Origin of the sequence: Nocardia sp. Root136, assembly GCF_001427185.1 — a bacterium.
GTDB lineage: Bacteria > Actinomycetota > Actinomycetes > Mycobacteriales > Mycobacteriaceae > Nocardia > Nocardia salmonicida.
The window spans coordinates 168,360-186,879 of sequence record NZ_LMFE01000010.1; the positions used below are offsets into that span (position 1 = coordinate 168,360).

Consider the following 18,520-nt stretch of genomic DNA (forward strand, 5'->3'; position numbering starts at 1 on the left):
AAGAGGAGGTCCGCATGCCAGACACCGTCCGCGCGGTCATAGCCCGCGCGAAGGATGCGCCCGTCGAAACCGTCGACATCGTGATTCCCGATCCGGGACCCCATGATGTGGTCGTCCGCGTCCAGGCCTGCGGTGTGTGCCACACCGACCTGCACTATCGCGACGGCGGGATCAACGACGAGTTCCCGTTCCTGCTGGGTCACGAGGCTGCCGGTGTGGTCGAGACCGTGGGCGCCGCCGTGACCCACGTGGCCGAGGGTGACTTCGTCGTCCTCAACTGGCGCGCGGTCTGCGGTGAATGCCGAGCGTGTCGGCGCGGACGCCCCTGGTACTGCTTCGACACCCACAACGCCAGCGTCCCGATGACGCTCACCGACGGCACCCCGCTCACCCCCGCCCTCGGGGTGGGTGCCTTCGCCGACAAGACCCTCGTGCACGAAAAGCAGTGCACCAAGGTCGATTCCGAGACCGATCCGGCCGTTGCGGGTCTGCTCGGCTGTGGCGTGATGGCCGGGATCGGCGCCGCCATGAATACCGGCAATGTCTCACGCGGTGACAGCGTCGCGGTGATCGGCTGTGGCGGCGTGGGTGACGCGGCCATCGCCGGGGCGCGCCTCGCCGGTGCGAGCACGATCATCGCGATCGACCGTGATCAGCGAAAGCTGGACTGGGCCAAGGATTTCGGCGCCACGCACACCATCGACGCGACCAGCGAGGACGTGGTCGAGCGGATCAAGGAACTCACCGGCGATTTCGGCGCCGATGTGGTGATCGACGCGGTCGGCCGACCGGAAACCTGGCAGCAGGCGTTCTACGGGCGCGACCTGGCGGGCACGGTCGTGCTCGTCGGTGTGCCGACTCCCGACATGAAGCTGGAGATGCCGCTCATCGACTTGTTCTCGCACGGCGGCGCGCTGAAATCCTCCTGGTACGGCGACTGTCTGCCCGAGCGCGACTTCCCGATGCTCATCGACCTCTACCGCCAGGGCCGACTGCCGCTGGACCGGTTCGTCACCGAACGGATCGACATCGACGGGGTCGAGCAGGCCTTCGCCGCGATGGCTCAGGGCCAGGTGCTGCGTTCGGTGGTGGTCTGGTGACCCGCATCGAAAGAGTGGTCACCTCGGGCACTTTCGCGCTCGACGGTGGTACCTGGGATGTCGACAACAATGTCTGGCTCATCGGTGACGACAACGAGGTGCTCGTCATCGACGCCGCCCACGACGCCGACGCCATCGCCGCCGCGGTCGGCAACCGTCAGGTCACCGCCATCCTGTGCACGCACGGCCACAACGACCATGTGACCGTCGCCCCGGAACTGGCCGAACGCCTCGACGCCCCCGTCCTCCTTCACCCCGGCGACGAGCCCCTCTGGCGCATGACCCACCCGAACGCCGACTACCGCTCCTTGGCGGACACCGCGCGAATCACGGTGGCGGGCATCGACATCGACATCCTGCACACGCCCGGCCACTCCCCCGGCTCGGTCTCCCTGCACCTCCCCGATCTCGCTGCCCTGTTCACCGGCGACACCCTGTTCGCGGGCGGCCCCGGCGCCACCGGCCGCTCGTTCTCCGACTTCGACACGATCATCGATTCGATCCGTGACCGGTTGCTCACGCTCCCGGAGGAGACGACGGTCCACACCGGCCACGGTGACACGACCACCATCGGCACGGAGCGGCCCGCGCTCGCGGAATGGATCGCCCGCGGACACTGACCTGACGCCTGATCAGCGGTGGGTGCGGGCGCGGGTGCCGAGTGCGATGGCGGACAGACCGAGGAAAATCGCGATCGCCGCGCCGACGATGCCGTTTCCGGTGCCCGGACCGCCGTCCGCGGTCGCGAAGCCGATCGCCCCGACGACGGTCGCGACCGCGCCCGCACCGATCGCGATGAGCGATCGGGCGGGATTTCCGGTGCGCACCATTGCCCAACCACCCACGATCACGGCGGCCAGGCCGAGGAACGCGGCCGAAGTCGCGATGAGGCGGTCGGTCGTCAGGCCGTGTGAGTCGGCGAGCGTGGTCGCCGCGGTGACGGCGGCTGCGGTGAGCGGGCGGACGGACATGGGGTTGCTCCTCGTCGTGCGTAGCCGGTCGCTCGATGATGGCGCCGGTTCTGATCGGGACGGGTTCCATCGTCGGCGTCGATCGAGGTTCGGTCATCGTGCGGCGGTGGACAATTCGAGGTGGCGCGGGTGCGGTACGGACTACCGCCGATGCGGCAGGAGCTGGGCGGATACCGCATCCGTGGTAGTCGGTGGCTCATCCGTGAGCGGGATTCGCCACGACCGCGAGCGGGCTAGGGTTTGCGCATGGGCCGAACCGTCGACTGGGTGATCGCCGTCGGCGTGGCCGCGGTGCTTCTGGTCACCGGGCTGAGCCGCCAGCACTCCCCTGCCGATCTCGACTGGCTCGGCTACGCGTTGCTGGTCGCGGGCGGGCTGGCACTTGTCGCGCAACGCCGGGCGCCGGTGGCGGTGCTGGTCGTGACCGGATTGTGTGCACTGGGCTACCAGGCAGTCGGCGTCGACGTGCCCGCCGTCGCCTTCCTGTTCGCGGTGTATTTCGCGGTCCGCGCGGGCCATCGGACGGTCACCGTGCTGGTCTCGGTGGCAGTGCTCGCGACCCTTCCGCTCGCGGCGCTGGCCGCCCTGCACGACACCACCCAGGCGCTCGCCCGCGCTCGTGACGCGCTCGAGATCGCGTGGCTCATCGCGGCGGGCGCCGCCGGTGAAGCGCTGCGCCAAGCCGAGCGGCGAGCCGACCAGGCCGAACGCACCAGAGAGGAGACCGCGCGACGGCGGGCCGACGAGGAGCGCCTGCACATCGCGCGCGAGCTGCACGATTCACTCACCCACCAGATCTCGGTGATCAAGGTGCAATCCGAAGCCGCGGTCCACGTGGCGCGCAAGCGGGGCGAAGAGGTCCCGGAGGCACTGTTGGCCATCCGCGAAGCCGGTCGCGAGGCCGCCCGCGAGCTGCGCGTGACCTTGGAAGCGCTGCGCGACGACGACACCTCGCCGCGCCCCGGCCTCGCCCACGTCCCCGCTCTGGTGGAGCGCGTCCGCATCACCGGCTTGGACGCGACGCTCACAGTCGAGGGTGCGCAACAGAACCTGCCCGTCGCGGTCGACCGGACCGTCTATCGGATCGTGCAGGAGTCACTCACCAACGTCACCCGCCACGCCGCCGCCACGAGCGCCACCGTCCGCATCGATTACCGCCCGGACAGTCTCGTCGTCGATATCGAAGACGACGGCAGCGCGCAACCCACATCGGATTCGGGTCCCGGCGTCGGACTGCTCGGTATGCGCGAACGTGTCACCGCGCTCGGCGGCCACCTCCACGCCGCGCCGCGCACCCGCGGCGGCTTCGCCGTGCATGCCGAATTGCCGGTGGACAGGACATGATTCGCGTTCTGCTGGTCGACGACCAACCCCTCATTCGCAGTGGCTTCCGCGCACTCCTCGACATCGAGGACGACATCGAAGTGGTCGCCGAAGCCGCCGACGGCCGCGAAGGTGTCGAGCTGGCCCGCACGCATCTGCCCGACATCGCGCTCATCGACATCCAGATGCCGGTGGTGAACGGCATCGAGGCAACCCGCCGCATCGCCGCCGATCCGGCACTGTCCGGCGTTCACGTCGTCATCCTGACCAATTACGGGCTCGACGAATACGTCTTCGACGCGCTGCGAGCCGGCGCCGCGGGCTTTCTCGTCAAGGACATCGAACCGGAGGACTTCCTCCACGCCATCCGCGTAGCCGCCCGTGGCGACGCGCTGCTCGCGCCCTCGATCACCCGCCGACTGATCCACCGCTACGTCACCCAGCCCCGCCCACCGAGCCCCGGCGCCGCCCTGGACGAACTGACCACCCGCGAACGCGAGGCGGTCGTTCTCGTCGCGCAGGGCATGTCCAACGACGAGATCGCCGTCCACATGGTGATCAGTCCGCACACCGCGAAAACCCACATCAACCGAGCGATGACCAAGCTCCACGCTCGCGACCGAGCCCAATTGGTCGTTCTCGCTTACGAATCCGGCCTGGTCGTCCCCGGAACCCCGTGAAGCTCAGTCGCGCAGGTCGGCCACGGACTCCTGGTAGGCCACGGCCGCGCGCTCGAAATAGTCGAAGAGCACTTCGCGCTGCTGCGGGGTGTAGCTCGCGATGATCTCGCCGATCCGACGCCGAGCGGGGGCCAGCACCTTGTCGAGCTCGGCGGGCTGATCGATCGGTTCGACGATGACCTTGCGCCGGTCGCCCGGGTCGGCGGCGCGGCGTACGTATCCGGCCTGCTCGAGACGGTCGACGAGACGGGTGGTCGGGCCGGTGGTGAGTCCGGTGCGGGTGCCGAGCTCACCCGGTGTCATCGCGCCGGCGAGTGCGAGGATATTCAGTGCGTACAGGTCTGTCGCGTGCAGATCGACCGCCTTCGCGCCCGCCTGAGCATGCAGCACAACCGAACTCAGGTACCGGCGAAAGATCGCGCTCAGGTCGTCGTCGGGTGTCGACATGTTTGCCTCTCACTTTGTCCACGCAGACACTTCGTCGTCAATGATAGATCTTGTCCGCAGTGACCGGGGCACGTCAACGCTCTCACCGGTGCCCGCCGGCGCGCGTCCGTTGTGATCGCGCTGCGCGCAACCCGTGAATCCGGCATCCCTCTGCGCGATCGTGGGTGGATGACTTCCACCGCCGCGCCATCGACCACCGATTCCGAGCTGGACGCCATCTTCACCCCGATCTTCGACCGGATCGCCACGGGCGCGGTCGAGCGGGAGGTCGACCGGCGGCTGCCGTTCGACGAGGTGGGCTGGCTGAAGGAGGCCAGATTCGGGGCGTTGCGGGTGCCGGTCGAGTTCGGCGGGTACGGCGTGAGCGTGCAGCAGCTGTTCCGGCTGCTCATCGACCTGGCCGCGGCCGAGTCGAATCTGCCGCAGGCACTGCGGGTGCACTGGTCGTTCGTCGAGGATCAGATCCTGGCGGAGGCCGGTCCGGAGCGGGAGCGGTGGTTGCGGGCGGTCGCGGCGGGCACTCTCGTCGGCAACGCGATCACCGAGCCGGGGGTCGGCGCGGTCGACCGGTATCGCACTCGGCTGACCCGCGACGGTGACCGGCTGCTGCTCAACGGCGTGAAGTACTACAGCACCGGATCGCTGTTCGCCGATCACATCCTCGTCGCGGCCGACCGCGACGGTGAGCGGCTCGGCGTGCTGGTCGACGCGAATGCCGAGGGGGTTGTGCAACACGATGACTGGGACGGTTTCGGGCAGCGGCTCACCGCGAGCGGCACCACCGAGTTCACCGATGTCGTCGTCGCCGAAGACCGTGTCCTCGGCTCCGGTTACGGTGTCGCGGGCCCCACCTACGGCACCGCCTACCTGCAACTGGTGCAGCTCGCGGTGCTCGCGGGGATCGCCGCGCGCGCCGAACGCGATGCCAGGGAATGGGTGAGCGCGCGCACCCGCACCTATTCCCATGGCGCCGCCGATCTCCCGCGCGAAGACCCGCTCGTCCAGCAGGTGATCGGCAAGCTGTCGGCCGCGGCGTTCACCACGCGCGCGGCGGTGCTCGCCGTGGCGGATGTGCTCGACCGGGTGCTCGACGCCGGGGCGAAGGACGAGCACGATCTCGTGGCCGCCGAATTGGCCGCCGCGCAGGCACAACTCGGCGTGATCGACATCGTGCTCGCCGCCACCACCCAGTTGTTCGAACTCGGTGGGGCCTCGATCGTGTCCGAACAACTGCGCCTGGATCGGCATTGGCGCAACGCCCGCACCATCTCGGTGCACAATCCCGCCATCTTCAAAGCCCGTGCGGTCGGCGACTACCTGCTCAACGGCACCGAGTTGCCGTTCGGCTGGAGCGCGGGCGAGCGGAACACCGGCACGACAGCTTCCGCGAATCCGGAGCCGGCGGATTCGAGCACGGTGCGTCCCGAGGCGGCGTCGCGATGAGCAGGCCGATCCGGTTCAACGCCTTCGACATGAACTGCGTCGCCCACCAGTCGCCGGGGCTGTGGCGGCACCCCGAGGACCAGTCGCACCGCTACACCGACATCGGCTACTGGACCGAGCTGGCGAAACTCCTCGAGCGTGGGCGCTTCGACGGGATCTTCATCGCCGACGTCCTCGGCACCTATGACGTGTACGGCGGCAACGACATCGCCGCGCTGCGCCAGGGCGCGCAGACACCGGTCGCCGATCCGCTGCTGCTGGTGTCGGCGATGGCGGCGGTGACCGAGCACCTCGGTTTCGGGATCACCACCGGTACCGGTTTCGAGCATCCGTTTCCGTTCGCCCGTCGTCTGTCCACCCTCGATCACCTCACCGACGGCAGGCTCGGCTGGAATGTGGTGACCGGCTACCTACCCTCCGCGGCAAGGAATTTCGGCGCCGACGATCAACTCGACCACGACGAACGCTACAACCAGGCCGACGAATACCTCGAGGTGCTCTACAAGCTCTGGGAGGGTTCGTGGGAGGACGACGCGGTGGTGCGCGATGCCGAACGCGGCATCTACACCGATCCGGCGAAGGTGCACCACATCGGCCACTACGGCAAGCACTACACGGTGCCGGGGATCCACGTCTCCGAACCGTCGCCGCAACGGACGCCGGTGATCTATCAGGCGGGCGCCTCACCGCGCGGTGTGCGGTTCGCCGCCGAGAACGCCGAGGCGATCTTCATCGCCGGTCCGTCGAAACGAGTACTCGCGCAGACTATTTCACGCGTGCGCGACGCGCTCGAGGCGGCAGGACGTGACCGGTACGCGGCCAGGATCTACGCGCTGGCCACCATCATCACCGACGAGACGGACGAGGCGGCGCGGGCCAAACGCGAGGAATACCTGTCCTACGCGAGCATCGAAGGCGGGCTCGTGTTCATGTCCGGTTGGATGGGAATCGACCTGTCGCGGTACGACCTCGACGACCCGATCGGCGACGTGCAGAGCAACGCCATCCAGTCGGCGGTCGCGGCCTTCCAGGAATTCGACGACGACGGCCGCGAGTGGACGGTGCGCGATATCGGGCGCTGGGCGGGCATCGGCGGGATGGGCCCGGTGTTCACCGGATCCGGCGAGACGGTCGCCGACCTGCTGCAGGAGTGGGTCGCCGACACCGACCTCGACGGGTTCAACCTCGCCTACGCGATCACGCCGGGAACATTCGAAGACATTGTGCGCCATGTTGTTCCGGTGTTGACCGAACGTGGGGTCTACCGCACCGACTACGAGCCGGGCACCTTGCGCAACGCCCTGTTCGGGGCCGGTGACCGGCTCCCGCCCGAACATCGCGGCGCCGAATATCGCCTGGGCGGGCCTCGTTCGACCGTGCTGCCGCACTCGGAGTCGCGACCCGAATCCGTGGAGGCACCCGCCGGCTAGCCTGCCGTCTCCGCCGATGATCAGCGCCGGGACCGACCGTCCCGGCGCGATCGTCGCGTGCCGGTCGATTGTCCAAATACAGTGCGGCACCGAGTATTCGAATCGATTCCCGCTGATTGCAACACTCATCATCGAGCGAAGGTAAGCGCACCATTCCGGTATGACATCGCAGACTCCCGTTTCCCGCTCCATTCGTTCGGCCGCGGTAATCGGCGCCGGCCAAGCCGGCGTCACTGCGGCGCTAGGACTTCTCGACGCCGGTTTCACCGTCACCCTCTACAGCGACCGAGATCAACGCTCCCTCCGTAACGACGTACCCGCCACCGGCACCGCCCTGGAATTCGGCGAGACCCAGCAGGCCGAGGCCGCGCTGGGACTCGACAGCTATACCGGCCGCGCACCCCGCCACACCGGGCTCAGCGTGCGCATCGCCGGACCGGAGAACGCCGAACTGATCGCCTTCGACGGCACCTTCGACGGTTACGTCGGCGTCGCCGTCGACACCCGTCTCAAGGCCGACGAACGGCTCACCGCGTTCATCGAACGTGGCGGCGACTTCGTCGTCGAACCGGTCACTGTCGAATCCCTCGACGCGATCGCCGCCGCCAACGGGCTCACCCTCGTCGCCACCGGCCGCGGCGGACTGGCCGATCTGTTCCCGATCGACGAAGAGCGCACGGTCTACGACAAGCCGCAGCGCTCGCTGCTCACGGTCACCGTGACCGGCCTCGGCTTCGACTCCGGGGTGTTCGCGCACCGCAGCCCGGCGGGCGGCGCGCACAGCCTGTTCTCCATTCTCGCCGAACAGGGCGAGGCGTGGTGGGGGCCGTACCTGCACAAGGACGCGGGCCCGAGCTGGGCGTTCCTGGGCTGGGCCCGACCCGGCAGCGATTGGGAAACCCGTTTCGCCGCCGCCGATTCCGCCGAGTCGGCACTGCGGATCGTGAAGGATCTCTACCGCGACTACATCGACTGGGACCTGCCGGAAGTGCAGGCCACCCAGGTGATCCCCGAAGACCCGCACTCCTGGCTCAAGGGCGCGGTCCGACCGGTCGTGCGGGCCGGGGTGGGACGCACGGCGGGCGGCCATCTGGTCGCCGCCCTCGGCGACACCGCGGTCGCCTACGACCCGGTCGCGGGCCAGGGCGCGCAGAGCGGGCTGATCCAAGCCCAGCGCCTGGTCGCGGCCGCCGCCGTGCACGACGGACCGTTCGACGAGCAGTGGATCACCGACCAGTACGCCGCGTTCCTCGCCGCCCGCAGCGACGCCGCCGCCAAGGTGACCCGGCTGTTCCTCAGCGACCCCGAATTCGGCGACATCGGCGGCCAGTTCTTCGCCACCGCCGCCGTCGACCCGAAGTTCGCCTCGGCCCTGGTCGGCCTGCTGCACCGTCCACAGCCGTTCCTGCCCATCGACTCCCCCGCCGACGCCGCCGCCTACATCACCGAGGTGACCGGGGCGGACGCGGGCGAGTTGCTGGCGAAGTTCGCGCCGGCCGGCCGATTCGAACGCTCGACGTTCGCCCCGGCCGCCGTCGGATAACAGCCACGATCCGGCCGACCGTGGGCGTGCACGCCCACGGTCGGCTTGTTCCACAGAGGCTGAGCCCCGGGAACTATGAAGGAACTCCGGCGTGGGTGATCTCCCAGGCCGCCTCGATCATCCGGAAGATCTCATCCACCGCGGCTTCCGGATCGGCGGCCTCCCTCGCCACCGAATAAGCGTCGATCACGAATCTCGCGATCGTCGCGCTCGCCGTAACGGTCTGCGCCAGTTCGGGATCGGCGGCGATGGCCGCTGCCAGCGCCCGCGCATGACGCAGCCGCATCGACTCCTCGTACCTGCGCAGCGCGGACGATTCGTCGATCATGTGCCAGATCGGGGCGGCGCTGTCCGCCGTGCAATGTCGCACCATGGAATGGATTTCGCGACGCAGCGCGGGAATGAGCGGTTCGCCGGCCGTCCGGTCGGTGACCGCCTGCACGAGCCCTTGCTCGAAGTCTTCATCCCGCTCGAACACCAGCGCCTCCTTGGAGGCGAAGTGGGCGAACAGTGTCGTGACAGCCACATCGGCTTCAGTCGCCACTTCGCGGATGCCCACGTCGTCGTACCCACGTTCCAGGAACAGCCGCAGGGCGGTATCGGCGATCTTCTGGCGGGTCGCGGCCTTTTTGCGTTCACGACGTCCGGTCGGCACGGTCATGCCAGGAGGCTACCAGCTACGAAACTGCATCAGTTATGAAGTCATACCAGTTTCAAAACACTAACCGTTAGTGTTATGTTCGCGGCATGAAGAAGGTGAGCTTCGCCGAGTTCGGCGGTCCGGACGTCCTACAACTCATAGATGCCGAGGAGCCGCACGCCGGCCCCGGCCAGGTACGCATCGCGGTGCGCGCGGCGGGCGTGAACCCGGTCGACTGGAGGCTCCGCGAGGGCCAGATCCTCGGGGCTCATCCGATCGAATTGCCCGCCGGCGTCGGGCTGGATGCGGCCGGGGTGGTGGACGAGGTCGGCGATGGCGTCGACGGAGTCGAGATCGGCGACCAGGTGTTCGGCGAAGGCTCGAGCACCTACGCGCAGTTCGCCGTGCTGTCGGCCTGGTCGCGCATGCCCGAGGGCCTGACCTTCGAAGAAGCCGCCGGGTACCCCTCCGTGGTGGAGACCGCACTACGCGTCATCGGTGAGGTCGGCGTGCGGGGCGGTCAGACGCTGCTGGTCAGCGGCGCGTCCGGGGGTGTCGGATCGGCGGTGCTGCAGATCGCGCGCGAACGCGGCATCGCGGTGATCGGCATCGCCGGGGCCGCGAACCAGGACTACCTGCGGAGCCTCGGTGCCCGCACCACGACATACGGCCAGGGCTGGGTCGAGCGGGTGCGGCAGCTCGGCTCTGTCGACGCGGCCCTCGATCTGGCGGGCTCGGGGGTGATCCGTGAGCTGGTCGAGCTGACCGGGGACCCACAGACGGTTGTCACCATCGCCGATCTCGATGCGCCGAAGCTCGGGGTCAGATTCTCCGGGGTCGCCGGGAGTGTGCCGGACGCACTCGTCGAGGCCGCCGCCCTCATCGCGCAGGGAAAGTTGCGCATCCCGGTCGAGAAGTCGTACCCACTGTCCGAGGCCGCCGCGGCGCACATCGACAGCCAGGCCGGCCACACCCGTGGACGGCGGGTCGTCGTGGTGTGAGGCGCGAGTTCGGCTGCCACACCCAGGGGTGGACAGCGGCCACCCCTGGGTTCGCTGGGTGATACCTGCGGGCACTATCCCCGTCGCCACAGAGAGCGGATAGTCATAGTCAACCCCTATGACTTTCTCCCCTGTGAAGGAATGGCGACATGCAGCCCAGTTACGTGCACCACGTCAGGCAGCAAGTTCTCGCCTACGGAGAGACCCGCTCCTACACCTACCTCCGTGAGGCGGGCCGCGAGCTCGTCGAGGAGACCGCCACCTTCCGCGACCTCGATCGCGACGCCAGGGCCGTGGCCGCGTGGTTGGCCGCCCGCCCGGAATCGTCGGAACCCGTCGTCCTGCTCTACCTCGACGGTATGGCCTTCCTGCGGGCCTTCCTCGGCTGCCTCTACGCGGGCGTCATCGCGGTGCCCGCCCCCCTGCCGCACGACGAGCGCAGCACCCGACGCGTCGCGGGCATCATCGCCGACGCCGGCGCCCGCTTGGTTCTCACCACCGCCAACTTCCAGCCGATGGTCGCGGCGGCGACCACCGCCGTCGTCGCGGCGACCGACGAAGAATACGGCGACCCCGACGCGTGGCAGATGCCCGATATCGACACCGGGACCATCGCGTTTCTGCAGTACACCTCCGGCTCGACCGGCACGCCGAAGGGCGTCGTCGTCACCCAGGGCAACCTGTTGCACAACGAAGCCGCGATCTGCTCCTCGATCGGGATCGACGACGCCTCGACCGGCGTCACCTGGATCCCGCAATTTCACGACATGGGCCTGATCGGATCGCTGCTCGCCTCGATCTACGCCGGCGCGAACCTGGTGTTCATGTCGCCCACCACCTTCCTCAAACGCCCCGTGCGCTGGCTGCAGGCGATCGACAAGTACCGCGCGACCTGCACCGCCGCCCCGAACTTCGCCTATGAACTGATCGCCAAGCGCGTCACCGACGAGCAATTGGCCACCCTCGACCTGTCCACCCTCGAGGTGGCGTTGTGCGGCGCCGAGCCGGTCCGCGAACGGACCGTCGCCGCGGTGCGCGAACGATTCGCGAGCGCGGGGTGGCGCCCGACCGCGCTGCTGCCCGCCTACGGTTTGGCCGAGGCCACGCTGCTCGTCACCGCGGGACCGATCGACGCACAGGCTGTCGTCACCGAGGGGAACGACAGCTTGCTGGTCGGTTGCGGACAACCGGCGCGCGGTCTCACCGTCCGCATCGTCGACCCGCACACCGGGCAGCAGGCCGGCGACGACACCGTCGGCGAGATCTGGGTCCAGGGCGACAGCGTTGCCGCCGGCTACTGGAACCGGCCCGAGGAGACCCGGCACACCTTCGACGCGCATCTCGGCTCCGAAGGGCCGTTCCTGCGTACCGGCGACCTCGGAATGCTGCGCGAGGGCGAACTGTTCGTCACCGGACGACTCAAGGACCTGATGATCATCAACGGCCGCAACCTCTACCCGCAGGATGTCGAGGAAGCAGTGGAGCAGGTGCACCCCGCGCTGACCACCGGCGTCGCCGTCTCCGTCGAGGCCGGTGGCCGGGAACGACTCGTCGTCGTGCAGGGCATCAAGACAGCGCTGCTGCGCGGTACCACCCTCGCCGAGCTGACCTCGACGATCAAGATCGCGGTCGCCCGCGGTTTCGACGTTCCCGCGCCGAGCGTCGTCCTCGTCGAGAGCCGCTCCGTGCACCGCACCACCAGCGGCAAGGTCCAACGGGCCTCGATGCGCGGGGCCTTCCTCGACGACAGCATCTCGACCGTCCTGCACGAAGATCTCGAACCGGCCCTGACCCGATCATCGACCGCAACCCGCTGAGGAGCCGAAACATGTTCAGCACCATCGACACCCACTCCACGACCGTCCAGGACTGGCTCATCGACCGCGTCGCCGACTACACCGAACGCGCACCGCACCAGGTGGACCCCACGATCCCGCTCGCCGAACTCGGCATGGATTCGGTGTCGGCGGTGGCCCTGTGCGGTGAGATCGAGGACCGCTGGATGCTCGACATCGACCCGACCCTGGTCTTCGAATACCCCACCATCGCGGCCATCGCCACCTACCTCACCGCCGAAATCGCCGTCGCGGCATGACCGACATCGCTGTCGTCGGCCTCGACTGCCGCTTCCCCCACGCCGCCGACCCGGCGCAGTTGTGGCAGCTGCTGATCGAGGGCCGCGACGCGATCTCCGAGGTCCCCTCGAGCCGCTGGAATGCCGACGACTTCCACGACCCGGCAGGCGCACCCGGCACCATCAACACCCGCAGCGGCGGATTCATCGACGACGCCGACGCGTTCGACGCGGAATTCTTCGGCATCACCACCCACGAAGCCGAGTCGATGGACCCGCAACAACGCCTGCTCCTGCAGGCCACCTGGCGAGCCTTCGAGGACGCCACGCTCGATCCCCGCGCGCAAGCCGGCTCGCGGACGGGGGTCTACGTCGGGGTGATGGCCAACGAATGGGCCAACCTGCAGATGAGCGACTACGCCGCGATCACGCCGCAGCACGGATCCGGCAACGGATATTTCATGACCGCGAACCGGCTGTCCTATCAGTTCGACCTCGCGGGGCCGAGTATCGCCGTCGATACGGCATGCTCCTCCTCACTGGTCGCGGTCCATCTCGCGTGCAACGCCCTGGCGGCGGGCGATTGCGACCAGGCTGTCGCCGGTGGCGTCAATCTCGTGCTGACCCCGGCGGTCGGCGTGTTCTATACCCAGGCAGGTCTTTCTGCCCCGGACGCGCGGTGCAAACCGTTCAGCGGCAACGCCGACGGGATCGTGCGCGGGGAAGGCGTGGCGGTACTCGTCCTGCGACGCCTGGCCGATGCCGAGGCCGAGGGACTGCCGATCTACGCGGTGATCAAAGGCAGCGCGGTCAATTCCGACGGGCGCAGCAACGGCATCACCGCACCGAACCGCTGGGCCCAGCAGAAGGTGATCGGCGAGGCGTATCAGCGGGCCGGCGTCCAGCCCGATGACATCGACTTCATCGAGGCGCACGGCACCGGAACAGTTCTCGGCGACATGATCGAGGTCAAGGCGCTCGGCAAGCTGCACGCGAGCAACCGGGCGCGGCCCTGCGCAATCGGATCCATCAAGGGCAACCTCGGCCACACCGAGGGGGCCGCCGGTGTCGCCGGACTCATCAAAGCTGTCCTCAGCCTGCATCACGGCGTGGTCCCGCCGTCGAGATTCGCCGACCAGGAGAATCCGCGGCTACAGATGACACAGCACGGCCTGCGTCTGCTCGCCGACCCCATGCCCCTCGACGGACCCGCGCACTGCGGTGTGAGCAGCTTCGGCCTCGGCGGCACGAATGTGCACATGGTGCTGGCGAGTGCCCGCACCACCGAGACGCCCGCGACAGCCGGGGCGGGTGTACTCACACTCTCGTCGGACAGCGAAGACGGCCTGCGGCGCAATGCGCTTCGGATGTCCGAAGAGTTGAAGTCACTGCGGCACAACCACTTCGACCAGCTCTGCTGGACGAGCAATCAGGTGAAGGCGTCGGGCCGCCACCGGCTCGCCGTCGTCGCCCACGATCGCGACGAGGCGATCGCACAGCTGAGCGCCGGTCCGTTGTCCGGTGTCGCGCGGCCGGCTCGCATCGGCTGGATGTTCACCGGCCAGGGGTCGCAATTCCCCGGTATGGGGCGCACGCTGCACGAGGCGAGCCACGGGTTCCGGCAGGCGCTCGACCTGGTCGATGCCGCTATGACCCCCTATCTCGGCCGCTCGATCCGGGAGCTGCTGCTCGACGAGCACGCCGACACCGACCCCACCGCACTCGCCCAACCGGCGATCTTCGCCATGGAATACGCCATCGCCAAGACCCTCGCCGACCTCGGTATCCGGCCCGCCTGGCTGATCGGGCACAGCATCGGCGAATTCGCGGCCGCCGCCGTCGCGGGCGTGTTCGATCTCGACGACGCCTGCAAACTGGTCACCGCGCGCGGGCGGCTGATGCAACGTCTGCCTGCGGGTGGCGCGATGCTGGCCGTCCGCTCCACCACCGAGCGGATCGCCGATCTGCTCGCCGCCGAATCCGCTGTGGTGCTCGCCGCCGTCAACGGCCCGGAGGATCTCGTCCTCTCCGGCGAGGCCGAGGCGCTGTCCCGCATCAGCTCGGCACTGCGCGCGCGTTCGGTGATCGCGAAGCCGCTCACCGTGTCACACGCGTTCCACAGTCCGCTGATGGCGCCGATGCTGGCGGAGTTCGAAGCCGTCGCCAGTACCTGCGCCTACCGCGTCGCCGCCCTGCCGATCTACTCGACCGTGCACGGCCGACCTCTCGGCCCCGACGAAGTGATGGATGCCGAATACTGGACCGAACACGTCCGCGCCACAGTCCGTTTCGGCGATGCCGTGCACGCCGCGCTCGGCACGGACCCGACCCATCTCGTCGAGATCGGACCGCGCCGGGTACTCGCCGCGTCGGTGCGCAGGATCGATCCCGAGCTCGGTGCGCGCTACCTGTCTCCGAGTCCCGGCCCGAGCGCGACCGGCGACGAACTCGCCGCCACCGTGGCCACGCTCTACTGCGACGGTCTCGACCCCGAATGGAACGAACTCTACGAACCGGGGCAGCGTGTCCGTCGGCGCCTGCCGGTGTACGAGTTCTCTGTCGCGCACCGATTCTGGGTGGAACCACCCGCTGTCAGCGAGGTCGGCGCTTCGGCATTCGATCCGAAATCCCTACCGGCGCAAACACAGACCGAGGCAACCATGATCGATCCACTGATCGCGCTCTTCCGTGAACAGAACGCCGTGCTGGCAAGCCTGCTGGCAGCTCCGGCCGAGGCACGTGGCCCGAATATCGACATCGGTACCGCGCGCGGTGCTCTCGCGCCGGACGCGGTCGCGGGGATCGTCCGCGCGGAACTGGCCAGGGTGAGCGGGTTTCCCGCCGACCGACTGCACGACGCCCGAACACTCGGTGACGGACTGGGATTCGACTCGCTCATGCTCACCGACCTGTTCACCGGGCTGGCCCGCAAACTCCCCGGCACGACCATCGACCCGACCCTGATCACCGGGGAAACGACGCTGGGCGACGTCATCGCCCACTTCACCGGTCAACTCACCGATTCGCCCGCCGAGCCGAACACGCCTGTCGCCCCGCTCACCCACCCGCCCGAAACCGTCTCCCCCGCAACCGAAGCCAGGCCGACCACCGTCGAACCCGAATATCTGATATCCGACTTCGCCGAGGTGCGAGCCATCGCCGACCGGCTCGCGGGCGCCGAAGCGCTCGGCCTGTCGAACCCGTACTTCCTGATCAACGACGGCGTCACCAGGGACACCTCGTTCATCGACGGCACCCGGGTGGTCAACTTCGCCAGCTACAACTACCTGGGAATGTCGGGCCATCCCGCGGTCGTCGCCGCCGTCCAGGACGCCGTGGCTCGCTATGGCAGCTCGGTCTCGGCCAGCCGCCTGCTCTCCGGTGAGAAGCCGATCCATCGCGAACTCGAGGCCGAACTGGCCGCCCTGCTCGGCACCGAGGACGCGATCGCGCTGGTCGGCGGCCACTCGACGAACGTGACGATCATCGGCCATCTCGTCGGGCCCCGCGATCTGGTGATCCACGACAGCCTGGCCCACGACAGCATCTTGCAGGGCTGCCAACTATCCGGCGCGACCCGCAGACCGTTCCCCCACAACGACCACGCCGCGCTCGACGCGTTGCTGACCGAAATCCGTCATCAGTACCGCCGGGTGCTGATCCTCATCGAAGGCGTCTACAGCCAGGACGGCGACATTCCCGCTCTGCCCGCGATCATCGAGATCAAGAAGAAGCACCGCGCGCTGCTGATGATCGATGAGGCGCACAGCGTCGGGGTGCTCGGCGAGACCGGCGGTGGCATCGGCGAATACTTCGATGTCGACCGCCGCGACGTCGAACTGTGGTCCGGCACGATGTCGAAAGCGCTCGCGGGCTGCGGCGGCTATGTGGCGGGCAGCGCGGACCTGGTCCGGTTCCTGAAGTACACCACCCCGGGCTTCGTGTACAGCGTCGGAATGACCCCGATGAACGCCGCCGCCTCCCTGGCCGCGATGCGCCTGTTGCGGGCCGACCGCGAGCCACTCGACCGCCTGCGACACAACTCCGAACTCTTTCTGCGCCTTGCCCGTGAGGCGGATATCGATACCGGCGACAGCCTCGATACCCCGATCATCCCGTGCATTGTCGGCGACTCGATGCGGACGCTGAAACTGTCCACGGCGTTGCTGCGCCGCGGGATCAACGTCAACCCGATCATCTATCCGGCCGTCCCGGAAGACCTGGCCCGACTCCGCTTCTTCGTCACGGCCTGCCACACCGAAGATCAGATCCGCGAAACCGTCACCGCCCTCGCCGAAGAACTCGCCCGGATTTCCGCGCCCGATCTCGTCGACCACTAGGTCTCGGACGGTTCCGAACCCCTCAGCCGGTCCAGTCGACTCGCTCGGCCATGGCGAGGAGTTTGTCGCGGCGGTGCGGGCTCGTCTCGCCGATCCAGGAGATCAACCCGTAGACGTGAGCACGAAAGTCGTTGTGTTCGTCGCGGTTCTGCGCGGAAACGCCCGTACGCAGACAGTTGTGCAGCAGGGCGCGGACCGCGTCGTAGCGGTCGCGGGGTGCGGCCGGACGGTCGTTGACGACCAGACCGGCCAGCACCTGCCGCTGGTGGGCGCGACGGATCAGGGTCTTGCCGGTGTGCACGGTGAAGCCCTCGTCGCGGGCGATTCGGGTCACCGTCCAGATCAGCCGGGCGGTGTCGAGGTCGGCGTCGCCCGAGAGAGCGAGGTCGTCGGCGTAGCGGGTGTAGGTCAGGCCGTGACGGTTCGCGTAGCCGGTCAGGCGGCGGTCGAGGCCACGCGCGACGAGGTTGGCCAGTCGGGGCGAGGTCGGTGCACCCTGCGGTAGGTGGCGGGCACCGAGCAAGGCGCGCTGGGAGTAGTCGAGTCCGCGCAGTTCGGCCACCGGTGACGTGGTTGTGCACAGCTCGGCGAGGACGCGGGCTACCACGGTGGAATAGCCGCAAGCCGCGAACACCGCGCGCACCCGCGCTACCGCGACAGTCGGAAAGAAGTCACGGAGATCCTGTCTGATCACCACCGCGGCACCGGCATGGGGAGTGGCGAAAGTCGCGGCGTTGCAGCCTTTCTCGAAGCCGTGGCACGCGGGGTCGGCGGGAATGCCCGCGAGAACCCGATGCAGGATCCGTCGCTGGATCTCGCGTAAACGCACCTTCGGCGCCTCGACCAATCGCACCCCGGTCGCCTTCGGCAACCGCCGATATCGGTAGTGCGACAAGGGCTGCGACGCGCGCCGCAACCAGCCGCCCCGATCGGCGAACCAGTCGAGCTCGGCCGGCGTCACATTCAGCAGCAGGGCCAGCGCGGCGAGATCCGGGATCTCGACCGCGCCGAATCGCATCGGCACGACTACGGGATCGAGAGCGACGACGGTCGTCGGCAGCTTCGGCAGGTCGACCAGTACCCGGCGCAGCGTGTTCACCGGATCGACCGGCTCGATCGGGATGAGGTCGATCACCCGTCCCGCGATCTCCTGTGCCGAACCCGGCTCGATCACCTCGGCGAATGCCTCGGCCAGTGGCGACAGACCCCAGTCGTCGTCGAGCAGCTCGAACGAGCGCGCCAGCCGCACAGCCAGCTCGAGCCCGATCGCCCGACTCATCGGCGTGCGACGGTGGCGGGGCGACCAGAATCCTTCGTCCGCGGTGCTGCGAGGCACGCGAAGCGTGCGCCCTTGCTCCGGACGCTGAGCCCAACTGACAAGACGCTCCCAGGGGTTACCCCTGAGGTGGGTCGACCCGACCCGCTCTCGCCCCGCCACCGTCGCACCGGGCCACTGTAGCCACCACAGCGCACAGGGAGTCATCCGTTTCGGGTGAGTCGATCCCGATGGTCGATGTGTGACCATCGC

The 18,520-nt window shown here is 68.4% G+C and carries 15 protein-coding genes; 11 read left to right on the top strand and 4 right to left on the bottom strand.

The genetic code is table 11. The features are described 5' to 3' along the window. The first annotated feature begins 14 nt into the window (after positions 1–14). Together ASD42_RS25705 and ASD42_RS25710 are read left to right on the top strand one after the other, a co-directional pair. A complete protein-coding gene (locus ASD42_RS25705) occupies positions 15–1,100 on the top strand; it encodes an S-(hydroxymethyl)mycothiol dehydrogenase (RefSeq protein ID WP_056821260.1) in 1,086 nt (361 codons plus the stop codon). Further along, the gene (locus tag ASD42_RS25710; RefSeq protein WP_056821261.1) at positions 1,094–1,720 is read left to right on the top strand and encodes an MBL fold metallo-hydrolase; all 627 of its coding nucleotides are present in this window, start codon (positions 1,094–1,096) and stop codon (positions 1,718–1,720) included. Before ASD42_RS25705 ends, ASD42_RS25710 begins: the two co-directional genes overlap by 7 nt. 12 nt (positions 1,721–1,732) lie before the next feature. Here the strand turns inward: ASD42_RS25710 and ASD42_RS25715 are convergent, their stop codons facing one another. Beyond that, a complete protein-coding gene (locus ASD42_RS25715; RefSeq protein WP_056821262.1) occupies positions 1,733–2,071 on the bottom strand; it encodes a DUF6223 family protein in 339 nt (112 codons plus the stop codon). A gap of 246 nt (positions 2,072–2,317) precedes the next feature. Here ASD42_RS25715 and ASD42_RS25720 point away from each other — a divergent pair, with 246 nt between their 5' ends. Together ASD42_RS25720 and ASD42_RS25725 are read left to right on the top strand one after the other, a co-directional pair. Then, positions 2,318–3,415: a sensor histidine kinase gene (locus ASD42_RS25720; protein WP_056821264.1), complete on the top strand. Its 1,098-nt coding sequence runs from the start codon at positions 2,318–2,320 to the stop codon at positions 3,413–3,415. After that, positions 3,412–4,074 (top strand): response regulator, encoded by a 663-nt coding sequence (locus ASD42_RS25725; protein ID WP_056821265.1) that lies wholly within the window; start codon positions 3,412–3,414, stop codon positions 4,072–4,074. Before ASD42_RS25720 ends, ASD42_RS25725 begins: the two co-directional genes overlap by 4 nt. Before the next feature lie 3 nt (positions 4,075–4,077). Here ASD42_RS25725 and ASD42_RS25730 read toward each other — a convergent pair whose 3' ends face one another. Then, positions 4,078–4,521 (bottom strand): MarR family winged helix-turn-helix transcriptional regulator, encoded by a 444-nt coding sequence (locus tag ASD42_RS25730; RefSeq protein WP_056821266.1) that lies wholly within the window; start codon positions 4,519–4,521, stop codon positions 4,078–4,080. Positions 4,522–4,689: 168 nt separating this feature from the next. Between ASD42_RS25730 and ASD42_RS25735 the strand changes: the two genes are divergently transcribed. The 3 genes from ASD42_RS25735 to ASD42_RS25745 all read left to right on the top strand — a co-directional run bounded on the left by ASD42_RS25735 (position 4,690) and on the right by ASD42_RS25745 (position 8,937). Further along, positions 4,690–5,964, top strand: coding sequence for an acyl-CoA dehydrogenase family protein (locus ASD42_RS25735; RefSeq protein WP_084787334.1), 1,275 nt, complete (start codon positions 4,690–4,692; stop codon positions 5,962–5,964). After that, on the top strand, positions 5,961–7,394 hold the full coding sequence (locus tag ASD42_RS25740) for an LLM class flavin-dependent oxidoreductase (protein ID WP_056821267.1): 1,434 nt from the start codon (positions 5,961–5,963) through the stop codon (positions 7,392–7,394). Before ASD42_RS25735 ends, ASD42_RS25740 begins: the two co-directional genes overlap by 4 nt. 160 nt (positions 7,395–7,554) lie before the next feature. Then, positions 7,555–8,937, top strand: a complete 1,383-nt coding sequence (locus tag ASD42_RS25745) for a styrene monooxygenase/indole monooxygenase family protein (RefSeq protein ID WP_056821268.1) — start codon at positions 7,555–7,557, stop codon at positions 8,935–8,937. A 73-nt stretch (positions 8,938–9,010) separates the two neighbouring features. On the opposite strand, the gene ASD42_RS25750 is transcribed toward ASD42_RS25745, so the two are convergent. Further along, the gene (locus ASD42_RS25750) at positions 9,011–9,598 is read right to left on the bottom strand and encodes a TetR/AcrR family transcriptional regulator (RefSeq protein WP_056821270.1); all 588 of its coding nucleotides are present in this window, start codon (positions 9,596–9,598) and stop codon (positions 9,011–9,013) included. Between the two features lie 86 nt (positions 9,599–9,684). Between ASD42_RS25750 and ASD42_RS25755 the strand changes: the two genes are divergently transcribed. The 4 genes from ASD42_RS25755 (at position 9,685) to ASD42_RS25770 (ending at position 16,992) form a co-directional block, all read left to right on the top strand. Further along, positions 9,685–10,578 (top strand): NADP-dependent oxidoreductase, encoded by an 894-nt coding sequence (locus tag ASD42_RS25755; RefSeq protein WP_056821271.1) that lies wholly within the window; start codon positions 9,685–9,687, stop codon positions 10,576–10,578. A gap of 149 nt (positions 10,579–10,727) precedes the next feature. Further along, positions 10,728–12,395 (top strand): fatty acyl-AMP ligase, encoded by a 1,668-nt coding sequence (locus ASD42_RS25760; RefSeq protein WP_056821272.1) that lies wholly within the window; start codon positions 10,728–10,730, stop codon positions 12,393–12,395. A gap of 11 nt (positions 12,396–12,406) precedes the next feature. Beyond that, on the top strand, positions 12,407–12,673 hold the full coding sequence (locus tag ASD42_RS25765; RefSeq protein WP_056821273.1) for an acyl carrier protein: 267 nt from the start codon (positions 12,407–12,409) through the stop codon (positions 12,671–12,673). Then, positions 12,670–16,992: a type I polyketide synthase gene (locus ASD42_RS25770; protein ID WP_056821275.1), complete on the top strand. Its 4,323-nt coding sequence runs from the start codon at positions 12,670–12,672 to the stop codon at positions 16,990–16,992. Before ASD42_RS25765 ends, ASD42_RS25770 begins: the two co-directional genes overlap by 4 nt. Before the next feature lie 22 nt (positions 16,993–17,014). Here ASD42_RS25770 and ASD42_RS25775 read toward each other — a convergent pair whose 3' ends face one another. Further along, complete coding sequence (locus ASD42_RS25775; protein WP_056821276.1) at positions 17,015–18,271, bottom strand: reverse transcriptase family protein; 1,257 nt, start codon at positions 18,269–18,271, stop codon at positions 17,015–17,017. Positions 18,272–18,520 lie beyond the last annotated feature (249 nt).